At 50.1% G+C, this 18,845-nt stretch carries 23 protein-coding genes and 1 riboswitch; of the genes, 1 reads left to right on the forward strand and 22 read right to left on the reverse strand.

Annotated features, from left to right (window positions below):
• Positions 1 to 28: 28 nt before the first annotated feature.
• The 7 genes from KCX82_RS21990 to KCX82_RS23095 all read right to left on the reverse strand — a co-directional run bounded on the left by KCX82_RS21990 (position 29) and on the right by KCX82_RS23095 (position 4,578).
• On the reverse strand, positions 29 to 301 hold the full coding sequence (locus KCX82_RS21990) for a DNA cytosine methyltransferase (RefSeq protein ID WP_465250699.1): 273 nt from the start codon (positions 299 to 301) through the stop codon (positions 29 to 31).
• The gene (locus KCX82_RS21995; protein WP_014315003.1) at positions 298 to 858 is read right to left on the reverse strand and encodes a DUF7768 domain-containing protein; all 561 of its coding nucleotides are present in this window, start codon (positions 856 to 858) and stop codon (positions 298 to 300) included. Before KCX82_RS21995 ends, KCX82_RS21990 begins: the two co-directional genes overlap by 4 nt.
• Positions 855 to 1,760, reverse strand: a complete 906-nt coding sequence (locus KCX82_RS22000; RefSeq protein WP_227020619.1) for a conjugal transfer protein TrbL family protein — start codon at positions 1,758 to 1,760, stop codon at positions 855 to 857. The genes KCX82_RS21995 and KCX82_RS22000 overlap by 4 nt, the downstream gene beginning before the upstream one ends.
• 139 nt (positions 1,761 to 1,899) lie before the next feature.
• On the reverse strand, positions 1,900 to 2,907 hold the full coding sequence (locus KCX82_RS22005) for a nucleotidyl transferase AbiEii/AbiGii toxin family protein (RefSeq protein WP_014315005.1): 1,008 nt from the start codon (positions 2,905 to 2,907) through the stop codon (positions 1,900 to 1,902).
• On the reverse strand, positions 2,888 to 3,556 hold the full coding sequence (locus KCX82_RS22010) for a DUF6088 family protein (RefSeq protein ID WP_014315006.1): 669 nt from the start codon (positions 3,554 to 3,556) through the stop codon (positions 2,888 to 2,890). The genes KCX82_RS22005 and KCX82_RS22010 overlap by 20 nt, the downstream gene beginning before the upstream one ends.
• Before the next feature lie 129 nt (positions 3,557 to 3,685).
• Positions 3,686 to 4,426 (reverse strand): DUF4240 domain-containing protein, encoded by a 741-nt coding sequence (locus KCX82_RS22015; RefSeq protein ID WP_227020620.1) that lies wholly within the window; start codon positions 4,424 to 4,426, stop codon positions 3,686 to 3,688.
• A gap of 20 nt (positions 4,427 to 4,446) precedes the next feature.
• Positions 4,447 to 4,578: a hypothetical protein gene (locus KCX82_RS23095; protein WP_014315008.1), complete on the reverse strand. Its 132-nt coding sequence runs from the start codon at positions 4,576 to 4,578 to the stop codon at positions 4,447 to 4,449.
• 132 nt (positions 4,579 to 4,710) lie between these two features.
• A riboswitch (NiCo riboswitch) is annotated at positions 4,711 to 4,815 on the forward strand.
• Positions 4,816 to 4,927: 112 nt separating this feature from the next.
• Between KCX82_RS23095 and KCX82_RS22020 the strand changes: the two genes are divergently transcribed.
• Entirely contained in the window at positions 4,928 to 7,450 is a 2,523-nt protein-coding gene (locus KCX82_RS22020) for a cation-translocating P-type ATPase (RefSeq protein WP_014315009.1), read from the forward strand.
• A gap of 263 nt (positions 7,451 to 7,713) precedes the next feature.
• On the opposite strand, the gene KCX82_RS22025 is transcribed toward KCX82_RS22020, so the two are convergent.
• The 15 genes from KCX82_RS22025 to KCX82_RS22095 form a co-directional block, all read right to left on the reverse strand.
• The gene (locus tag KCX82_RS22025; RefSeq protein ID WP_014315010.1) at positions 7,714 to 8,052 is read right to left on the reverse strand and encodes a DUF3852 domain-containing protein; all 339 of its coding nucleotides are present in this window, start codon (positions 8,050 to 8,052) and stop codon (positions 7,714 to 7,716) included.
• 93 nt (positions 8,053 to 8,145) lie between these two features.
• Complete coding sequence (locus KCX82_RS22030; RefSeq protein WP_014315011.1) at positions 8,146 to 9,876, reverse strand: DUF8193 domain-containing protein; 1,731 nt, start codon at positions 9,874 to 9,876, stop codon at positions 8,146 to 8,148.
• A gap of 67 nt (positions 9,877 to 9,943) precedes the next feature.
• Positions 9,944 to 10,507, reverse strand: coding sequence for a DUF6550 family protein (locus KCX82_RS22035; protein WP_014315012.1), 564 nt, complete (start codon positions 10,505 to 10,507; stop codon positions 9,944 to 9,946).
• Positions 10,508 to 10,603: 96 nt separating this feature from the next.
• Positions 10,604 to 11,155, reverse strand: a complete 552-nt coding sequence (locus KCX82_RS22040; protein ID WP_014315013.1) for a hypothetical protein — start codon at positions 11,153 to 11,155, stop codon at positions 10,604 to 10,606.
• Complete coding sequence (locus KCX82_RS22045; RefSeq protein ID WP_014315014.1) at positions 11,152 to 11,547, reverse strand: DUF4320 family protein; 396 nt, start codon at positions 11,545 to 11,547, stop codon at positions 11,152 to 11,154. The genes KCX82_RS22040 and KCX82_RS22045 overlap by 4 nt, the downstream gene beginning before the upstream one ends.
• A complete protein-coding gene (locus tag KCX82_RS22050) occupies positions 11,541 to 11,918 on the reverse strand; it encodes a DUF3848 domain-containing protein (protein WP_014315015.1) in 378 nt (125 codons plus the stop codon). The genes KCX82_RS22045 and KCX82_RS22050 overlap by 7 nt, the downstream gene beginning before the upstream one ends.
• A gap of 15 nt (positions 11,919 to 11,933) precedes the next feature.
• Positions 11,934 to 12,806, reverse strand: a complete 873-nt coding sequence (locus KCX82_RS22055; RefSeq protein WP_014315016.1) for a hypothetical protein — start codon at positions 12,804 to 12,806, stop codon at positions 11,934 to 11,936.
• Between the two features lie 87 nt (positions 12,807 to 12,893).
• Complete coding sequence (locus tag KCX82_RS22060) at positions 12,894 to 13,823, reverse strand: type II secretion system F family protein (protein WP_014315017.1); 930 nt, start codon at positions 13,821 to 13,823, stop codon at positions 12,894 to 12,896.
• Positions 13,820 to 15,256 carry a CpaF/VirB11 family protein gene (locus KCX82_RS22065; RefSeq protein ID WP_014315018.1) on the reverse strand — a complete coding sequence of 479 codons (1,437 nt, stop codon included), beginning with the start codon at positions 15,254 to 15,256 and terminating at the stop codon, positions 13,820 to 13,822. Before KCX82_RS22065 ends, KCX82_RS22060 begins: the two co-directional genes overlap by 4 nt.
• Positions 15,253 to 16,062, reverse strand: a complete 810-nt coding sequence (locus KCX82_RS22070; protein WP_014315019.1) for an AAA family ATPase — start codon at positions 16,060 to 16,062, stop codon at positions 15,253 to 15,255. Before KCX82_RS22070 ends, KCX82_RS22065 begins: the two co-directional genes overlap by 4 nt.
• A 4-nt stretch (positions 16,063 to 16,066) precedes the next feature.
• Positions 16,067 to 16,903 (reverse strand): Flp pilus assembly protein CpaB, encoded by an 837-nt coding sequence (cpaB, locus tag KCX82_RS22075; RefSeq protein ID WP_014315020.1) that lies wholly within the window; start codon positions 16,901 to 16,903, stop codon positions 16,067 to 16,069.
• A gap of 13 nt (positions 16,904 to 16,916) precedes the next feature.
• The gene (locus KCX82_RS22080; RefSeq protein WP_041700328.1) at positions 16,917 to 17,345 is read right to left on the reverse strand and encodes a prepilin peptidase; all 429 of its coding nucleotides are present in this window, start codon (positions 17,343 to 17,345) and stop codon (positions 16,917 to 16,919) included.
• Positions 17,335 to 17,565 (reverse strand): DUF6133 family protein, encoded by a 231-nt coding sequence (locus KCX82_RS22085; RefSeq protein ID WP_014315022.1) that lies wholly within the window; start codon positions 17,563 to 17,565, stop codon positions 17,335 to 17,337. Before KCX82_RS22085 ends, KCX82_RS22080 begins: the two co-directional genes overlap by 11 nt.
• 57 nt (positions 17,566 to 17,622) lie before the next feature.
• Positions 17,623 to 18,039 (reverse strand): SpoVG family protein, encoded by a 417-nt coding sequence (locus tag KCX82_RS22090; RefSeq protein ID WP_014315023.1) that lies wholly within the window; start codon positions 18,037 to 18,039, stop codon positions 17,623 to 17,625.
• Positions 18,040 to 18,100: 61 nt separating this feature from the next.
• Positions 18,101 to 18,661, reverse strand: a complete 561-nt coding sequence (locus KCX82_RS22095; protein WP_014315024.1) for a YodL domain-containing protein — start codon at positions 18,659 to 18,661, stop codon at positions 18,101 to 18,103.
• Positions 18,662 to 18,845 lie beyond the last annotated feature (184 nt).

Raw genomic sequence — 18,845 nt, forward strand, 5'->3', positions numbered from 1 at the left:
AAGTGAGGTGTTATCTATCTTTTTTCTACTATAATAATCCACTCTTCGGGATAACTATTTCTTCGGTATTATCCTGGCATGGCGAGCCCCCGCAGACTGCGTCCACAGGGGACAACTCCGAGCCTTTTAGTTTTGTAATGTCACCCACATGGAGCATATCCGGAAGCCTTATCTTCGTGACTTCAATGGGAAACGGTTCAATTTCGCTGGCCCATACAGGAGTAAACCCCTGCCGGACGCCTGCCAGCGGAAAACCGCCGATCCCGTCAAACAGACTTCCGAGGGTCAGCGATAAAGTCACAGCTGCAGTTTCATGCCGGGGGAAGGCGCTTCCTCCAGCTCGATTTCTCTTTCCTTGGGAAAATAGGACACATTAGGTGTACGAATGTCCTGCATCAGTCTTTTTGCTTCCGTGGCCGCTTCCCCATAGGTGTCAAAGGTTACGGGTTCGCCATCCTGCTTGAGCCATGCTTCTGCGGAGCCGCAGACTGAGGCGGCACTCCGGCGGGCCAAGATACCGTATTGCTTCATATAAGTTCCTCCTTGTATTTGTTGGGTTGATATGTTTCGAATGGGGATGCCGAGCCGTTTTGCTTCCGCGATTTCACAGCGCATGCCGGAGCTGATATGCCCGCCGCAGATCCACAGTTCTTCGCACGAAGCCAGTACCCGCAGCCCCATCCGGATTCCGGTTTCTCTTTCTGAGGGTATTGCATCATTCAGGAGCAGAGGGTACAGAAGATGGACGGCCACAGGTGCACAGTCCTGCTCCATGGCATAGCGGCAGGCGTCTTTGGCAAACCGGATATTGCTTTCGATATCTCCGGCGTAAGGGGAACAGATATAAACCAGCTTCACTTTGCAGCCACCGCCTTTACGACCGTCCGGGTCATGTTGACTGCGGTTTGTGCCGTATATACCGCACTCATGAGGTTGGCTTTGGTGCTGGTATCCAGACCGAAGGCTCCCGCGATGCGGGGGATCTCTCCAGCGGACAGCATCAGCCCAAGCCCCAGCAAGGCATGGTCTTTGACCACCATGAGTCCCGCAGTGAGAATGGTCGCCTGCAGAAACGCCGTCAGGCACAGACCAATGATCTGCTTACACCAGCTGACAAAACCGTCAAGATAACCGCGTGGTACAGAAAACATATATAGGCTGCCCACGGAAATTTGAATGAGCAGAATACCGCCGCGCTTTAAATTAGCGAAAAACACCTTGATGATTGCATAGCCCATGAGGATCAGGATAAAGAGCATCATGATGGGGCTGGTAACGGTCCCTATGCCACCGAAAACACCAGCGCTTCCGGCACTTTCAAGACTTCCCGCCGCGCTCAGATCGCTGATGATATTACTTGCGAGGGTGTCGATACCGGAGCCAAAGCCGGTGATTCCCGCTGTCAGGCTGCTCTGCAGGGAAATGGACAGCTTGTACAGCTCCACAGGCACGGTGGAAAACAGGCCCACTGCCAGAAAGCCCTTGAGGGCATTGAGGGCGGCATCTTTGACGCTGCCCCGGCCGGACTGGTATTCGATTGCACATTCGAAAACGGATACCACCAGACCGGTGACATAGAGCGCCCACGCCAGATAAACAAAAAACAGGACGATGGATTGTACCCAGCTCATCTCGAACAGATCGGCGCCCATATTGCCCATTTCGCCAAAGAAATTAGCGAGGAAACCGATGATCTGGCCGTAGATCCAGTCGATGATCTGGTCCAGCACCGTATCGGCTACAAAGTCCCATATAAACATTTTGGGTTCACCTCTTTCTAAAAAAATAAGGCGCACCTTTGGAAGGTACGCCTTGAACTTGAAAAAAAGGCTCTCGTAAATAAACGAGAACCTTGAGTCATGGTTTTAGCTATTTAATTTTAGAGTTACCAGCTTAGTTTCAGAGCATCCTCTGTTCTGTACCTTCGCTGGCAGTCTGCGTCATTTCTAGATCTTCATCCAGCTTAAGCAGAGCTTGGTTAAGTACAGTCATGCTCTTAGACAGTTGTGCAGGTGAAAGGATATCACTTTGTGAAAATACATAAATCTCCTGCATTCTAATAAATGCCGCAGTCAGTTCAGTATCTATGCCAACTGCTTGAAACAGCTTAAAGTCAGAAAACGGTTTTTCCGCAAGATCACTGCCGATCCTTTCCCTTTCTTCTTTGCGCTTGTAGGCAAGCATTTTTACCAGTTCATCTGGTGCAGAGAGCAGCGACTGTATTCTGTCCTGCTCCATCATCGTGGTAAGATCGTAAAGATGCTTTGCGGTATCAAACAACATATGTCGTTGGTAGTAAAACTCCGCAGCCAATACTTTGTCTGCAAAAATTCTCTCCAGTTTAATGGTGTTAATGGTAAATGGCTTGACCTCATAATTTTCGTCAAGGACCAGGCGCTGCTCTGAGGTTGCTTCCGAATAGAGAAGAGGCGAAATTTCAAGGGATTCAACAGGTTCGCTGATCGTGAAGGATGTCGCCTCAACTTTCACATAACCGAACCGTTGAAGTGCATCATCAGCGTCGACAGCGGTGACGGGATTATATTCATATACGCTGGTAATGCTGCCCCTTTGGTTGCTTTCTCTCGCTTTGTCCGATGTCCTCGAAAGAGTATGATAGCCGTTCGCCGCAACTTCCAAGCGCTTTTTTCCTTGACTTTTAGAGCAGTCCTGGATTTCAACTGTGAGATCAATATCTTCGGAAAAGCGCTTCATACGGCCTATTGCTTTATACAGGGCGGTGCCTCCCTTAAAGTATGCGGGAAGCGTGCCCTGCCTTTCTGCCAGTTCCCATAGAAGCAGTGTCAGATAATAGTCTTTTTCTACGATGTCACTTCGAATTCCTGTTCTCCTGCTAACATCGGAGAGCAGGGCTTCAAACGCATCTCTATCTTGATGTAACTTCATTTTTCACCTCCATGAGTAAGTCTATAATCGGCAATAAAATTTTCGATGTGTAATGCCTGCGAGCTGTGAAGATCAGTGTAAGTCCGTCTAGTTGCTGCTTCTGTGCATATTGCACCAGCAACTGCTCCGGCTTTTCCGCATCAATGTGAGCATTTGGCAGTTCACTTAACATATCGATAAACTGCAAATATTTCCAGTTCTCATCTGTCACAACCGCAGACGGCTTTCTTACCTTGATATGGCAGCCTTCGGGCAGCTTTGCTCCATAACGGTCTGTAGTGATTTCGATATCACGGGGAATCAAGGTTGTCAGTCCCAGCTTATTAAACAGGAACGCCCCGGATTCATATCCTATTTTCGCGCCATTCTGTACCGTTAATGTTTTTATCACCACTTCATCAATGCTGGGCGTAACTTTCCCAAAGACGGTTTGCTTCACATGGCAGTATACTCCTTTTTGCAGTCTTTCAATTTCACCTTTGTCTGCCATCCGTTTCAGCTTGACATTGGTTAAGGTTTTGGCCTTATCGTATGGAAGTGCATACTTCACCGCCAACTGCTCAGCTATGTCCTCGGTTTGGATTGCTGACTCATAAGGCATATTTCTGACAGTGTCGGAAATGTGTTCTCCATATCCGATTTGTTCCATATTCTCACCTCCACAAGTGATATTATAATCATGATTTTCGTTTAATATTCTTGCCATTATAATATCACTTTATGCATTGAAAGTCAATTGGTTACGCTAATTACGTGCTAAGTATCTGACAGTTGATCCTTACTTCATATTAAACTCCATATCATCGTGCATTTCCTCAACATTGTATTTCTCACACAGACAAGGTAACATTTGGGGCAAATTATTAATACTCCAGTCAGGGTCAATGTCTGGCCTGATTCTAATTTCCGCCATGATCTCCGCAGTAGTTTCTTCACTCAGCGATTGTTGCTCGGTTGCGTTGTAGATGTCGTACACTTGAGATAATGCTCTGAGGTAGGCGGCAGCAATGCGTTGCTCATTACTCACTCCCTTTTTAGGGTGGCATTCATAAAAGTCATTCAGCGTGGCCGAATTTCCCGTAAGCCAAGAACTATAATCCAGTAGGAAAGAATTTAAGCCTTTGCTTTCCATCGCCATTTGGACCGCATAACAGTCATGCGCAACATATCCATATGACTCAAAGTCTGCTGTACCTATTGGAAAGTCATGTTCGGCCAGCGTATCAGGGTCGTTTAGAGCGTCCATGTGGACTTCTCTTCCTCTCGATATCAACCAAGAGCGAAAGTCAATAAAACCATCATCTGTGCTGTGAGACTGCGTTGCGGCGCAGGCCGCCCATAAATCGTTTCGGTAGGCTAAATCCATATACACCTTTTTTATATTGTGCCAATCTATAATATCCTTTGACGAAAACGCCAAGAGTTTTTTCTCGGTCACTTTCAAGATAGCAGATTGATTGTTTTGATCTGTCTCTGAATTAACCTCGTCTATAATTCTCCAAAAAGTATCTTTGTTCATTTGTCCTTACCTCCTTCATCTCACATAAGGGGATATGCTAATTTGAGCAGGCCAAATCCATTAACAAGAAGCCGGCCTGCTCTCTTTTTTACATTCCAAGTATCTGCCAGTCCATCCTTGGATAAGGACGGTGAACGGATTTTTACCTTCATACGAAGTCCTCCTTGTTATCGTTTAATAAGTATTAGAATATCGCATTGTGGTTGACAAAGGATAAGGTAGTGCATATAATGGTCTAGTAATCTCTTTGCACTGCATTACATCCGATTGTGGATGCGAGATCAACAGTACAAACTGAGCAGGCGATGAACCTTTTAACGGAGGTCATGGGGCCGGGCCACCCAACGAGTGGCAACAGATTGCAATTTATGCACATCTGCGGGACAGTAGTATGTTCCATAGGTGTGCTATTTTTATACCCAAATGGAACAACGACCCCGAAAAATGGAGTGCCATAGAGCTATCGAACGAATGCCGAAAGGCTAAACGGAGGTAACTTTTATGACAAGCAACAAACCAAACATGGCAGGCCTTACCGCTGCCGAAGCACACAAGCTACAGGAGAAGTACGGTAAGAATGAACTGACGCAGGGTAAAAAGCAGAACTTTTTCTCTAAGGCTCTGCACATCATCTGTGAGCCGATGTTTCTGCTGCTCATCGTAGCGGCAATCATCTATTTCATTCTCGGTGAGCCGAGAGACGGAGCAATCATGCTGGTGTTTGTCATCTGCATCATCAGTATTGACATCATTCAAGAGTGGAAAACCGACAAAACACTCAATGCCCTCAAAGACCTGTCTGCGCCACATATCACCGTCATCCGTGACTGCAAGGAGCAGACCATTGCCAGTGCTGATCTTGTTCCCGGTGACCTGATGATGATCTACGAGGGCATCAAAATCCCCGCCGACGGCATTGTGGTAAAGTGCAGCGACCTCTGTGTGGATGAATCCTCCCTAACTGGCGAAGCAGAGGGCGTTTGGAAACTCCCCACCGAGAACGCCGAGCCGACCACCGATTATTGGCGTCGAGACTATTGTTACGCAGGCACCTTGGTCACACAAGGCACGGCAACCGTTTGTGTGGATAAAATTGGTGCCGTCACTGAATACGGTAAAATCGGTGCAAATGTGACCGCCGCACCTGATGAGGATACACCTCTGCAAAAGCAAACTGGTAGCCTTGTTAAGCTATGTGCGGGGATTGCCGCAGTCCTGTTCGCCCTGGTGGGTTTATTCACATGGTTCAATATTCCGGACCATGCCATAGGCGACCGACTGATTGAAAGCATTCTTTCCGGCATTACCCTTGCGATGGCGATGATACCCGAGGAATTTCCGGTTATTCTTACCGTGTTCCTTTCTATGGGCGCATGGCGGCTTGCCAAAAAGCAATCTTTGGTGCGTAAGCTTCCTTCCGTGGAAACATTGGGTGCGGTATCAGTACTTTGCGTAGACAAAACCGGCACCATTACCATGAATCAAATGACAGTGCAAGATGTATGGGCACTGGATGGAGATAACCATACATTGTGTGAAACCATGGGACTCGGCTGCGAAACAGATGCCTACGACCCCATGGAAAAAGCGATGCTTTCCCACTGCGACAATCTTGGCATCTCCAAGGAACATCTTTTCAGCGGAGAGCTGGTCAGCGAATACGCGTTCACCAACGAGCTGAAAATGATGGGTCATGTCTGGCGCAGAAACGGAGAGCTTGTCATTGCAGCAAAAGGCTCTCCCGAACGGATTTTGACTATCTGCAACATGAGCAATGAAAAAAGAAAAATCGCTGAACGTAAAATCATGGAAATGTCCAAGGAAGGCCTTCGCGTCATTGCAGTAGCCACCGCGAAACCCCAAAGTGAAGCAGAAATACCTGCTCAAATCACCGACTGCACATTGACACTCTGCGGCCTGATCGGTCTTGCAGACCCTCCTCGTGAAAGCGTAAAAGCCGATATTGCCGTTTGCAACAAGGCCGGTATTCGTGTGGTGATGATTACGGGCGACAATGGTATCACCGCTTCCTCGATTGCCAAGAAAATTGGTATGCCAAACAGCGATCATATCATCACTGGCGATATGTTAAGCGAAATGAGTGATGAGGAGCTTCGTGAAGAGGTGAAAGATGTTTCAATCTTCTCGCGTGTTGTACCGGAACACAAAATGCGGATTGTTAAGGCATTTAAGGAAAACGGCGAGATTGTTGCCATGACAGGTGATGGTGTGAATGATGCCTCTGCACTGAAATACGCCGATATTGGCATTGCCATGGGAAAGCGCGGCAGCGAGGTTTCTCGTGAAGCCGCCGACCTGATTTTGATGGACGATAACTTTACAACCATTGTAGAGACGGTGAAGGACGGAAGACGTATTTATGACAACATCCGCAAAGCGGTTGGCTACGTGTTCACTATCCACATCCCGATTGCATTTGCATCCTTGCTTGCCCCTATGCTTGGCATCGCGCCCACTGCGCTCTTGCTACTGCCGTTGCACGTTGTGCTGCTGGAACTATTAATTGACCCGACCTGCTCCATTGTGCTGGAGCGACAGCCTGCTGAAATGGATATTATGGAGCGCAAGCCGCGCGATCCGAAAGAGAAGCTGCTCACTGCAACCATTCTTTTCAAAAGCGTTCTGCAAGGACTGGTTATTTTCGCCGCATCCTTTGGTGCTTATTATACGATACTTGATGGCAATGCAGCAGGCGCACCCACAGCTCGTGCAATGGGGCTTACCATTATCATGCTTTCCAATCTGTTCTTAGTACAGGTGAACAGCTCCGACCACGATTTAGCAGCGCAGTCGATAAAACGCCTTGTGAAAGATAAGGTGATGTGGGCGGTGAACTTTGGAACACTTGCAATGCTGGGGGTCATTCTATATTCTCCATTGAATGCGTTTCTGAAGCTGGCTCCGCTGTCTGCTCCTATGTTTTTTACTGCTGTGGGCATTGCGGCTGTGGCGGTATTCTGGTATGAAATCGTGAAGCTGATAAAAAAGCTGCGCAAAAAATAACTGTAGCTCTCCTAAATGCACTTCACGGTACAGTCTAATTTCATCCTGTGCCGTGAAGTGCACGTGAGAAAGGAACTTTTTGTGATCTGCAAACAACTGCATTCTTTTTCGCTCTTTCGCTCCAAAAGGTACTTAACTGAACAATACGGTGAGGCATTTTTCCCTCCAGCTATGAGTTTGGCCCGCCGTACATCGCTTGGTTGTAAGCCTTAAGGCAAATCAGCACCAAGTAGCTTTCTTTAAGGCTACTCGGTGCTTTTCTACTACATCCCCAAAATGCCCCAGATGTATAGTGGACAAGTCAGGGCAAACACAAGACAGGCGAACAAAATAGCAGGCGCGGCCCATTCAAACTGGCCATGCTTCCTGTAATCGAAATACGCCATCGCCAATTTTGCAAAGAAAAACACCGCCAGGATCAGATCGATTGCCGGGAAGACAACCTTATTAACGACGGTCTTGATCTGATCAGAAGCATCGTTCCAGGTGCCTTCGATCGCTCCGGCCACGTCACCGCTCGGCGCGGCATAAGCGGTTGTGCTGAACACACAGACCAGCATGAGCACTACGCAAAGGATAGGCAGGATTCGTTTGAATTTCATAAAGATTAACCACCTTTCATATTTCATATTTGATTTTTGCAAAGAAAAAGACCGCAAAGCTATGCCCTGCGATCCTGTTTCTTTTTCTGTTGTTTACGGCTTTACCGGCGCGATATGCCAGTCATCCCAAAGGCTTCCACGAATGGTCACCGAGTCGGTAAGGTTCATACTGAGCATACCAGTTGGCGTCCAACAATCGATCAGCCATGTGTATGGCGTATAGCTTCCATCAGGGAACCAGATCGGGGTGAACTGCGTTCTGCGCTTATAAGTTGAGTATTTATTGGACGCAAATTCGAATTTGGAGTTATAACCGGTCTGTGTGCGTTTCAGCAGTCGCCAGTATGTTTTGTACTGAAATTCAGGAAAATAGGTAACCGCAGTTTGTGCATCGGTCACTGCTGATGACTGATTGGTGCTGACATTGGCGGTTGTATATTGATTTACGCCATACCCTGATTTCATGGTTTTTCCGTATGCGGTTGGGTTTTTGTCATCCGGCACGATACTCATGGATGCGGAAAGACTGGCATGGTAAGCGTCCCAATCGAACTCCCACCAGCCCTTGTCCACCCATTCGCCGTCATCCTCCCAGCTGCCTCCGCCTTCTCCGTCGCCGTGCCAGTTCCAGTCGCTTTCCCAAACCCAATATTCATGCCACCATGGACGCCAGATTCCCCAGGAGGACGATGTTGTCTGTGCCTTATTGGGAACGGCCGGCGCGGTATAGCTGTCGTTACGGTCATCCGCAACGGGGTTGGGCGGATCGTTGCCGGAGAGATCTACGATTTTAGCGGTGATGGTACCACTGCCGGCAGAGCCGCCTCCTGATACCGCCACCTGAATGGTCATAGTCTGCGGTGTGGAAGGTGTCCGCCACCGTACCCACACAAGCTGGCGGTCACCCTCCGGATAATACACTCCGCTTACGGTATAGGTTTGACCGCCGATAGTGAAGCGCACCGTCACCGGGTGATCGGGATCGGCCTGACCGCCGCGAACTGTGACTGAGGTGATAACCTCAGTATTAACCCGGTACTCATAATTATAAGTTGTAACTTCAGGCGGATCGGCCAGTGTTTCATTGAACCGGACAATTCCAATGCCGAGAGCTGCGATGATATCTGCGTTGGAAGCCGGGGATGTCCGGGAACCCGACCATGCAGGATAGCCGAGGTCGGGTGTTTCGAGGAACATTGCAAGAGGTAAGTTTTTATGGCTGAGAGACACCATCTTGCTGCGCAGCCCTCCACCCAACTGCTGGTCGTAAAGTGCCGCTTCGGTAGCGGTCATTGCCATCTTGATGCCCTGGAATGTCATGTATGCGATGGGCTCCAGCAGAAGCTTATACTCGCCGTTGATTAGTATATCGTAGTTCATGCCGGTAACATCGGCAATACGCATTAAAACATATTCCGAGCAGAAATATCGCTTAATTTCCTCAATGCTGGCTTGCCCGCTGTCGGAGCTTATAATTCGTGGAAGAGGTATTTCAACTTTTATACACGAATATGTTGACGTAGATGGTGTAATAGAGCTTCCATTTGTATATGCTATCTTTGATACTTTTCCGAAATGTACGGCTACCGCGGGCGTTTTATTGGTGAAGTCAATGGGAGTGGTGACTGCTGTTCTGTCACTTCCCCGAATAACAGTTATCCTGACACCCTCATTCCCGGAATTCCAATAGTTTTCGCTTGTACCACTGCCCATTCCGCCGCCACCGTGGTCTATGTTGCCATCCCCCTCAGCGTAGGCTTTAATAGGCAAAACTAAAGAAATCAGCAGTACTAATGCGAAAAAAATGCTGAGTTGTCGTTTCATTTAAACCCTCCTTGAACAACAAAAAGCACCGAAAACTCGGTGCTTTTAGCTTATTAAAGAACTATCTTCAGTCCATATCTCCAACCTGTTTATTGATATCACCTTCACCACCTACTGTTTTTTGATCAACAGCCCCACCTTCATCGTCTATCCAGCCAAATCCGGGGACATAAATCTTGCCATCTTTTTTCTCACCACCTGAAGGTTCCTTGGGTTCAGTTTTTACCGTATCCTCCGGCTTATATTCGGGTGCTTTGCTTGTATCTTTTGTAGAAGTTTCCGGCTTGGGTGTAGGTTTTTCTGTAGGAGCTGCAGGCTTGGTAGGCTCTGCCTGCAGGCTTTGATCCTTACCGCTGGAATCAGCTGTATCCGTGCCTGCGGTCACGACCGGTGTTGCAGTTGGATCAATAGGTGAAACGCTTACCTCCGGTTTCGTTGTCGGCGCTGCGGCGGATGTCGGGGGTTCCGCACTGGGGTTGACTACCCCCGACATGGTCGGAGAGGGCTGGATTGGCACATCTACCGGCTTTTCTGTCTTGAATTGCGAGGATATGGCTATGACAAGGACTACGCATACCACACCGAGTCCGGTTAGGGTGAGCCTCTTTTTTGTTTTGTCTGTCAGTTTCATTCAAACTACCTCCTTTTGTGTAAAAGGTTAATGTGTTTTTTCAATGACACACCATACTACAAGTTTTTTCAGAAGTCCAGGAAAATCCGAAAATTGTTAAAACAAGGGCATATATTTGGCCTGTACTTTGAGGTTGATCTGCATTGGGGGGAGCAATTTACCCCCGAACCGAACCGGAACCTCCAGCCGAATTACCGCATCGGCTAGAAAGCCATCATTATTGTCGGGGCTGCCGGGTGCCAGCGGCATATTCTGCAAGTCCACCGACAGCCTGGAGAGCTTGAATTCTACCACATCTCCGGCGTATTTCACATGATAGCCGCCTGCATAACGCAGCCCCAGCAGTTCGTCCAGAAGTCCGTAAATGTCACTATAGTCCAGACTTTCTTCAAAATCATCCGCCGATGGCTGATAAGCACCGCTGTATCCTTCTCGCACTCCGTGATAAACATCATCATAACTGTCGTTCACTGTCGAAATGACAGCGGATTGTACTGCGTCCCGAACACCCTGTGCAATAATAACCAGCCGAATGTATTCGGATATGCCGCAGAAAATGATGACCAGCGCAAGGGCAACCGCAATTATGAGCGGAAAAGATGTTCCTTTTTTATCTTTCAGTATAACACATAATTTTCCATTTGTCATTTCCAGTATACCTCACTTTTTCCGCTGGCACGAGCCTGGAGAGTGACAGGAAAACTCCCGAATCCTCCGAACAGACCGATATCCGCCTGTGTAGTCACCGTCACTGTAAATTCCTCGTTGAGTTGGATTTTGCCGGATTTCGACCATGAGATGTCAGGATTCAGGCCGGTCTTTTCCGTGAGTACCTGTGCCCGCAGTGTCGTTTCGCTGCCCACACGCCCAGCAATTTCGGCTTCCCGGCAGAGCTCCGTGGCATAGGTATCCAGCTTATTTTTGGTGACGAACACCGGCAAAACACTAACCGCCACGGCGATGACCAGCATCACGCACAGCACCAGTACCGCCACATCGATATAACCCTCGCCCCGTTTGGAGTGCAGCCGTTTCAACATAGGCGTACCCCCTCGTTAAGAGTTGGCGGCTGATATGCTTCATCTATCGCATAATCACCCTCTCCCAACCCCTTGTCCACGATGTTCCAGAGGACGTGCCCCATTTCTTCGCTGTGCGCCACATTCTGTTCATCCAACCAGTAATTACTTACCAACTCCAGCGGATTTTCAAAGCGGATCAGGTATTCTGCGTAATCCGGACTGCATGCTTCCATCAGTTCCTCGTACACCAGCTTCACCGCGGCGATTTCCGCAGCCTGCCCGATCAGATCGGATACAGGTTTGTTCTGGAGCTGCTGGATGTAGGAGCGGTAGTTCGCTTCCATCTTTTCCTGCAGCTTTTTTTCTAATTTTTTTCGATCCATATCCATGAGATTTCCTCCTTTCTAAAACATGTTGCCGAGGGAACTGACTATCTCCATAGCAATGATGGCAAGGTAAGTAAAGAGAAAGCACATCAGCATGACAAAGGAAAACACCCGGATCTTCGGCGGGATCTTCTGCGCCTGTCCTTTCAGCCGCTGCAGTTCCAGTGCCTTGAAATCATGTGTCAGCATCTGAAAGTATACGGCGCTGTCATCGCCTCTAAGGACACCGATGAGTCCTCTCACCACATCGGAAAGCATGGGAGAATTCAGTCTTGCCTCGCACCGGGTCAGCGCCGCCTCATAACTGGAGGAGCGCATGTCGGCCGTCAGCACGTCCAGCTCATGGGCAAAGGCGGAGCCAGCGTTCTTCTTATAGGCTTCGATCATTGCCAGCACATCCCGGCTGGCCTTGAGAGTTTGCTCAATCGTTGCCACAAACCGGGGCAGCTCGCTTTCTACCTGCTCCCGTTTTTCCCGGAGCTGCTCGTCGGCTCTTTTGCTTTCCTTGAAATAGGTCAGCAAAGCCAGAATGACTAACACTGGTGAGAGCAAAGGAAGCAGCACCAGGCTTGGGATCACGCCCAGCAGGATGGCGCCGGCCTTGACAATGGCATAGGCCGAGTACACCTCCGGCGTCATGGGAATTCCCGCTGCCTTGAGGATATTTGTCATCCGGCTTTTCTTGTACTCGTCCATTCGGATATATTTTGAAAGCTTCACGGCGCCTGACATCAACCAGGCTTCCACGGTTTTTGCGGCTTTCTTATCCTCTTTTCCAGCAGACAGCATGGCTTTGGCAGCGCCTATGGCCGGCAGCTTCAGTACCTCCGCCAGAATAAAAAACAGCCCTGCCGCAAACAAAGCCGTAAACAAAAATAGTAGAGATTGCAAATAGTTTCACCTCCTGAAAAGTTTAATAATAAAACGACCACATCCATGCAGCGGTTATGATATCTCCGATTTTGTCGATAGCCGCGGCTATCGTTTGTACTCAATGGGTCGGGTCAGCTTAATGACGAATGCCATACTGATGAAAATGGCCGCCCCGCACACCGCAAGAATGATCTGTCCCACTGCTGTATACATCAGGGTATGATACCAGTCCCGGTTGAGCATGTACATGACAGGGATATTGCCGATGACCAGGATTGCCATGATGATGAATTCCTTGCGTGGTTCGGATACCAGAAATTCCAGTTCCGCGTTGACAATACGCATATCACTCAGCTTACTGACAATCGGCGTCAGCGTGGTTTTCAGGCTGCGGTCGTACAGGCAGGCACAAATCGCGTCGATCCACTCATGAAAGACCTCGTTTTGGATCTTCGGTTTCATGGCATGGAGCGCGGTTTCCACATCTGGATCAATCAGTTTTGTCTGCGCCAGAAATTCCGTGAACACATTCCGCACGGGCGGATTCAGGTACTGTGCGCTTTCTTCCACTGCCGTCAGGATATCCTCATTTCGCAGGTACGCCGTGGTGATGATGGAGAGCGCCGTTTCCAGTTCCGCCGCTACGCTCTTTTTGTAATGCGTCGCCGTCAGCCGGATGATCCAGAAGGGCAGAAACATAAGCCCCACCGCAAGCACCGGCACGAGGAACACATTGCCCAGAAGGATGGCGAGGCTTGCGCCCACCGCAAACAGTAAAAGTGAGGCGGCGCAGACCATGGAGAATCGCTTGCTTCGGCCGGTGATTTTTAGAATTTCCTGCACCTCTGTAACTTCACGGCGCAGGTAGCCGGTCTTTTTCCGGTGGGTCGTTTCATTGATCTCCGCCTTGATGCTCTTGTTTTTCCGGGTCAGAAAACCGAACAACCCATCGGTAAACTCCAACGGTGTGATCCCAAACAGTAAAAAGGCGCCGATAATCATACCGACACAGGCGAAAAGTAAAACAGTGGTCATACCGCGGCACCTCCCATCGAAATAATTCGTTTCAGGGTGTCCTGCGGCATGCCGTTTTCGAGAAAACGCCTCTGCAGTCCGGGTGAGATTCCCTGTACCACACCATGCTCGCCGTTGATGATGAATTTGCCGTCCTCCATACGGTTCTCGGCAATCTGATACCTAAACAGCGGGCGAAAGTTTCTTGTGCCGTCCGGCAGGATCTCGCACTCCATGATTTCCATAACCCGGCGCGCTTTGTTTTCGAGCTGCTTGCAGAACACCACAATGGGATACGCTTCCGTTACATAGGCCATGAGGGTTTCGTCGGACATGTCGACGGCGCGCTTGCAAAGAGATACCATTCTGCGGTAGGTGGCTTCACAGCTGTTGGAGTGGATGGTGGTCAGAACTGCCACGCCAGTGCGGGCAGCTTCCTGCGCCGCGTTTGCTTCCGCGCCGCGCATCTCTCCAACAACCAGTATGTCGGGGTTAAAACGCAGGGACATATCCAGCAGGGTGGTCTGGTCGATCCGCTGCCGCTCGTTTTCACTGTCGCGGGTCAGGGTATGGATGACGCTGTTGCAGACTCTGCCGTCCTTCCGGCGCACCAATGCCAGCTCACGAGAGCCGTTCTCAATCGTGAAGATTCGTTTTCCATCGGGGATAGTGGTTAAAAGCCAGCCTGCCAGCGTGGTTTTCCCAGAGCTGGTGGCTCCAGCTACACAGGTGGAAACGCCATAACGCAGGCATTCCGCCAGAAAGCCCAGCATCGGCTCGGTTGCGGTTCCTCCCAGGATAAAATCCTCCTTTTGCATCGACTGCGGATTGACAATACGGATACTTGCCGCTACTCCCACATCCTCGTCCACCACCGGCGCTTTTAATACCGCGATACGGATGTTCTTGGAGAGATGCCCCAACACGGTGGGGCTGGCGTTGTCAAGCACCATGCCGGAAACATGCAGCATACGCCGCACCACATTAACGGCATGCTCGGGCGAGTCAAAGTGTTCGTCCAGCTTTTTGGTGACGCCGCTGCTGTACTGCACCTCCACGTCATCCCACCCGTTCACATCGATTTCCTCGATGCCGCTTCCGAAGATGTACTTGGTGAGGAATGAAAACTCCGCCATTTCGGTGTAGAGAGCGTCCACCAGCTGCGGCTGTGTCATGCCGGAGACTGCAATGCGGTTATCCTGAATGTATTTGGTGATATACCGTTTGATCTGTGCCTTCATCTCTCCTGCGCCGCTGTCTGTAATCAGTCCTGCGTAATGCGAGGATATATACTCCTGCACCTCCCGCAGCACGGAGCCGAACTCGCGCGCTCCCGAAGATGAAAAAAACAGGCTCTGATTGCCTGCCATGCTCACTGTACGGGATTTTTCAGTTGTCTCTGAGGGCACCGGCACCGGCTGCTGTCCCATATCTCCGTGTTTTTTTCGACTCATACATTAAACACCTCCTTTGCAATTTTGGCGATCTCCGCACGAAAGCCGCGGCTGTCCTTGAGTGCCAGATCCTTAAACAAATCCCCGCAGAGCGCAAGGTTCTCCAGCTCGTCCGAATGCGGGATTTTGAACGCCACATTGCCCAGCACCTGCTCGATGTGCTCGCCCGCCTGGTTTGATTTTACGTTAGAGGCCACCTTGTACTGCTTCTCCGAATCCCATTTTTGATCCTTGAGGAGTGGCAGTTGGCTGGACAGGTAGCTTATGGACTTGAGATCGCAGTTTACCAGTCTCAGCACCGTATCAGCCTCCAGCAGGGAAACCGCCGACAAGATATCGTGGGCGATGGCGCTGCCACAGTCAATGATGATGTATGGGGCGATGTCCCGCAGATGGTCGATCAGCTCTGTCGCAAGTTCCTGGGTATAAGGCGGGTAAGTAAACACATTTTCGCCCTTGAGCATGCCGATGACCGTCAGATAGCTTATCTTCTTGTGGGTGATGCAGTTCTGCCTGATGAGCATATCCGTCACATGGGTGGCGGCAAGGATGCTGCCCAGGGATCGTTCGCACTCAAGATCACCGGGTGGGCAGATGCAGGGCAGCATAGGCGCAGTCATGTCGCAAAGCAGCAGTGCCACATTCTTTTTCTGATCCGCCAGATGCTTGGCAAGGCGCACACTGACCGTGGTCTTGCCGCTGCCGGGGCTGCCCCATACCGCCAGTACCTGTACATCCTGCTCTGGTTCCTCGTTTGGAGGTTCTGTTTTACCGCGGGTAAAAATACTTCCTTTTATAAAGTTCATCACATTACTCACCTCCGGCTTCCGGTGCAATGTTTTCGGGTTCTGCTGAAGCTTCCGGGGCGGCTTGCTGCTCTGTTTGCCCGGTTCTCTGCTCCGCGGGAGTCGGGTACAGCGTTTCGATTACCTTGTCCTGCAGTTCGGTAAATTGGGCGGCATTCTCTTTGCTTCCGCGAAAGATAAGGGAAAGATGGAGTTTGCCGTCCGTTTCCAGTTCCGCGAGGATTTTTGCTTGCTCCGGGGAAACCAGCAGGGTGACCGTGGCGGGAAGCTGCTTTTCGGTTTCATCCTGCGTATTCTCGGAAGGCTCTTTAGAATTGGTGTCATAACCAGTGCTGGCGGTCACGCCGATGACCTCCACATAAGTAAGTTCCGGGGGGATTACGGTGGAGCCCTGCTTCTTGTAGTCCGGGGCGATGACCGACACGATATCCCCTGAAACCAGCTTACCGGACAGTCCCTGCGCGAAGCTTTTGATGCTGACGGAAATGGCCTGCTTGTCACCGTTTAAGCTGTAGAGATAGGCATTTTCAGCGGCTGGGACATCGGATATCTTTTCTGGAAGGATGTAATCGCCGGAAAACAGATCCGCTGACGCATACTTGCCGACCACAGTTTCACTCTGCCGGATCACGTCCTCCGGCAGGTTATAGCCGCCGACCTCCACGGTCTGCACCATATCCTTTGTGATCTGAGCGCCGGACTTGACGTCCTTGACCACCCGGACAATGTTTGTTTTCTGCGATACACTTTGGTTGAACAGGGGAGTGATCGCAAAGCAGATGAGTAAAGAAAGCACGATGCAGAGTACGCCCAGCATTGTGCGGTTTTTCAGAAAACCCATAGAGTGTTCCTCCTTATATAATAATAAAATAGGCTGCAAGGCAGCCAAGCGTTAAAAAAGGCGCGAGGGGGTATGCTTTTTGCACAGCCCTCCCGCGCAGCTTTTGGATAATGGCATAAACTGCATGGCAGATCAACAGGGCCGTAAGCCCTATGATCATGGCAGCCATGCTTTTGTGAAAGCCCAGCACCAGCCCGGCCGCCGCCATGAGCTTGATATCCCCGCCGCCCATGCCGCCCCAAATCAGGGCGGCGATTAGAAACGGCGTGGCGGCAAAGACACCGAACAGTTTTTCCGGCTCAAAAGCCAGAAACCCGACCAGGGCAATGCATAGGCAGAGGGTGTCTGGAATGATCCGTTTTCGGATATCCCAGAGACAGGCTGCCGCCAGAAGGACAGTGAAAAAACCGCCCTGCAAGAGGAGCAGCACATCAGCCCCCATAGTTGAACATTTCAATAATGCGCTGTTTCAGGGTCGGCAGGATCGTTTCACCGAACAGAGCATACAGCCCGGCAAGGACAAGGGCGCCGATGACAACAGCCATCAGGATTTTGATTGCGGTGTCCACGAAGCCTTCACCGTGCTGGGAACGAAGCAGGGACTGTGCCATAAGGATCTTGCCTGTGATTTGGTTTTTTACCTTGGATACGAATTTTTTCATTGAGATTACCTCCATTTTAATTTATTGTTTGGTTGTTAAAGAGAAAAATGGTGGGGCTTAAAGTCCCGCCATCTGCATGCCGGAATGCTGCTCCGGCGCTTGATCAAAAGGGGGCGCGTCAGCCGCCTTTGGCTGGTCTTGACTCTGGCTTTGGGTGAGCGCCTGATGGTAGGCATCGATCACTGCGTTATTCAGCTGTTCCCTGAATTCCTTGGTAACCGGGAAGCAGATGTCCTTGTACTCGTTGCCCGCGCGGTAGCTGGGCATAGCAACGAATAATCCTTTGGAGCTGTCCACCACCCTCACATTGCGGATGGCGAAGCAGTCGTTCAGGTTAATGGATGCATAGGCCCGGATGTTACCCTCTGGGCGGATGGAACCGATTTTGACGTCTACCTTCATGGGCATGGGCTGCCCGGCTGCGGTCTGTGCAGATTCCTGCGGGGTCTTGGCTGCGGCTTGCGGTTTACTCATGGTGTTTCCTCCTTTATTTTTGGGGTTAAAAAAACAGCCCTCCGGCTGTTGGGGTACCTGTTCACAGGTTCATCTGCGGGCCTTGCAGCTGCTCCTGTTCGGACGCCTGAAATGAAATCTCCCGGAATCCAAAGCGGTCGACATAGTGGAAGGAGCTGCCGGATTCATCGTACAATTCCACCACATCCGACATGGAGAGGCTGTGCCCCTCATAGCCGGACGGGTGGTCAAGGTTGAATTTGGCGTACAGTTCTTCCAGATCATTGGTTTCCACTTCGCCGTCATAAATCACCAGGTAATTGTCCGGGTCGGGTTCCCCGAACTCTTTTTGCAGCTCGTCATACCCGATGAATTTCATCATGACGTCTGTGTCGGGTTTCAGCTGCCAGACACGGCAGTTTTTAAGTACCTGCGCATTGCCCTCCTGGTCGATGCTGCCTTCCGCCAGCCGTGCAAAGGTACCGTTTTTCCATTCCACGTCCAATCCTTTCTTTTCTGAAAGATAGGACTTCATCTCATCGGTCTGGAACATGGGGTCGACAATGGCCCTGCCTTTTTCGATATAGCCAGCGGTATTGCCATAGTAAAGAATACGGTTATTTTTGATCTGAATACTGTTCACGAAGCTTCCTCCTTTCCCGGTAAAACTGCCGTTACCCGTTACTGAAAATAGAATGCGACGGAGTACGTGATGTTGCTTTTGTTGTAGGGTAGGCAGCCAACGCCACACCATATTTCTATGGCAGGTTTTTGTCTGCCCCCCTCCGAACCGTACGTACACCTTTCAATGTATACGGCTCTCCAAT

Source organism: Sinanaerobacter chloroacetimidivorans, assembly GCF_018128545.1.
Classification (GTDB): Bacteria; Bacillota; Clostridia; order Peptostreptococcales; family Anaerovoracaceae; genus Sinanaerobacter; species Sinanaerobacter chloroacetimidivorans.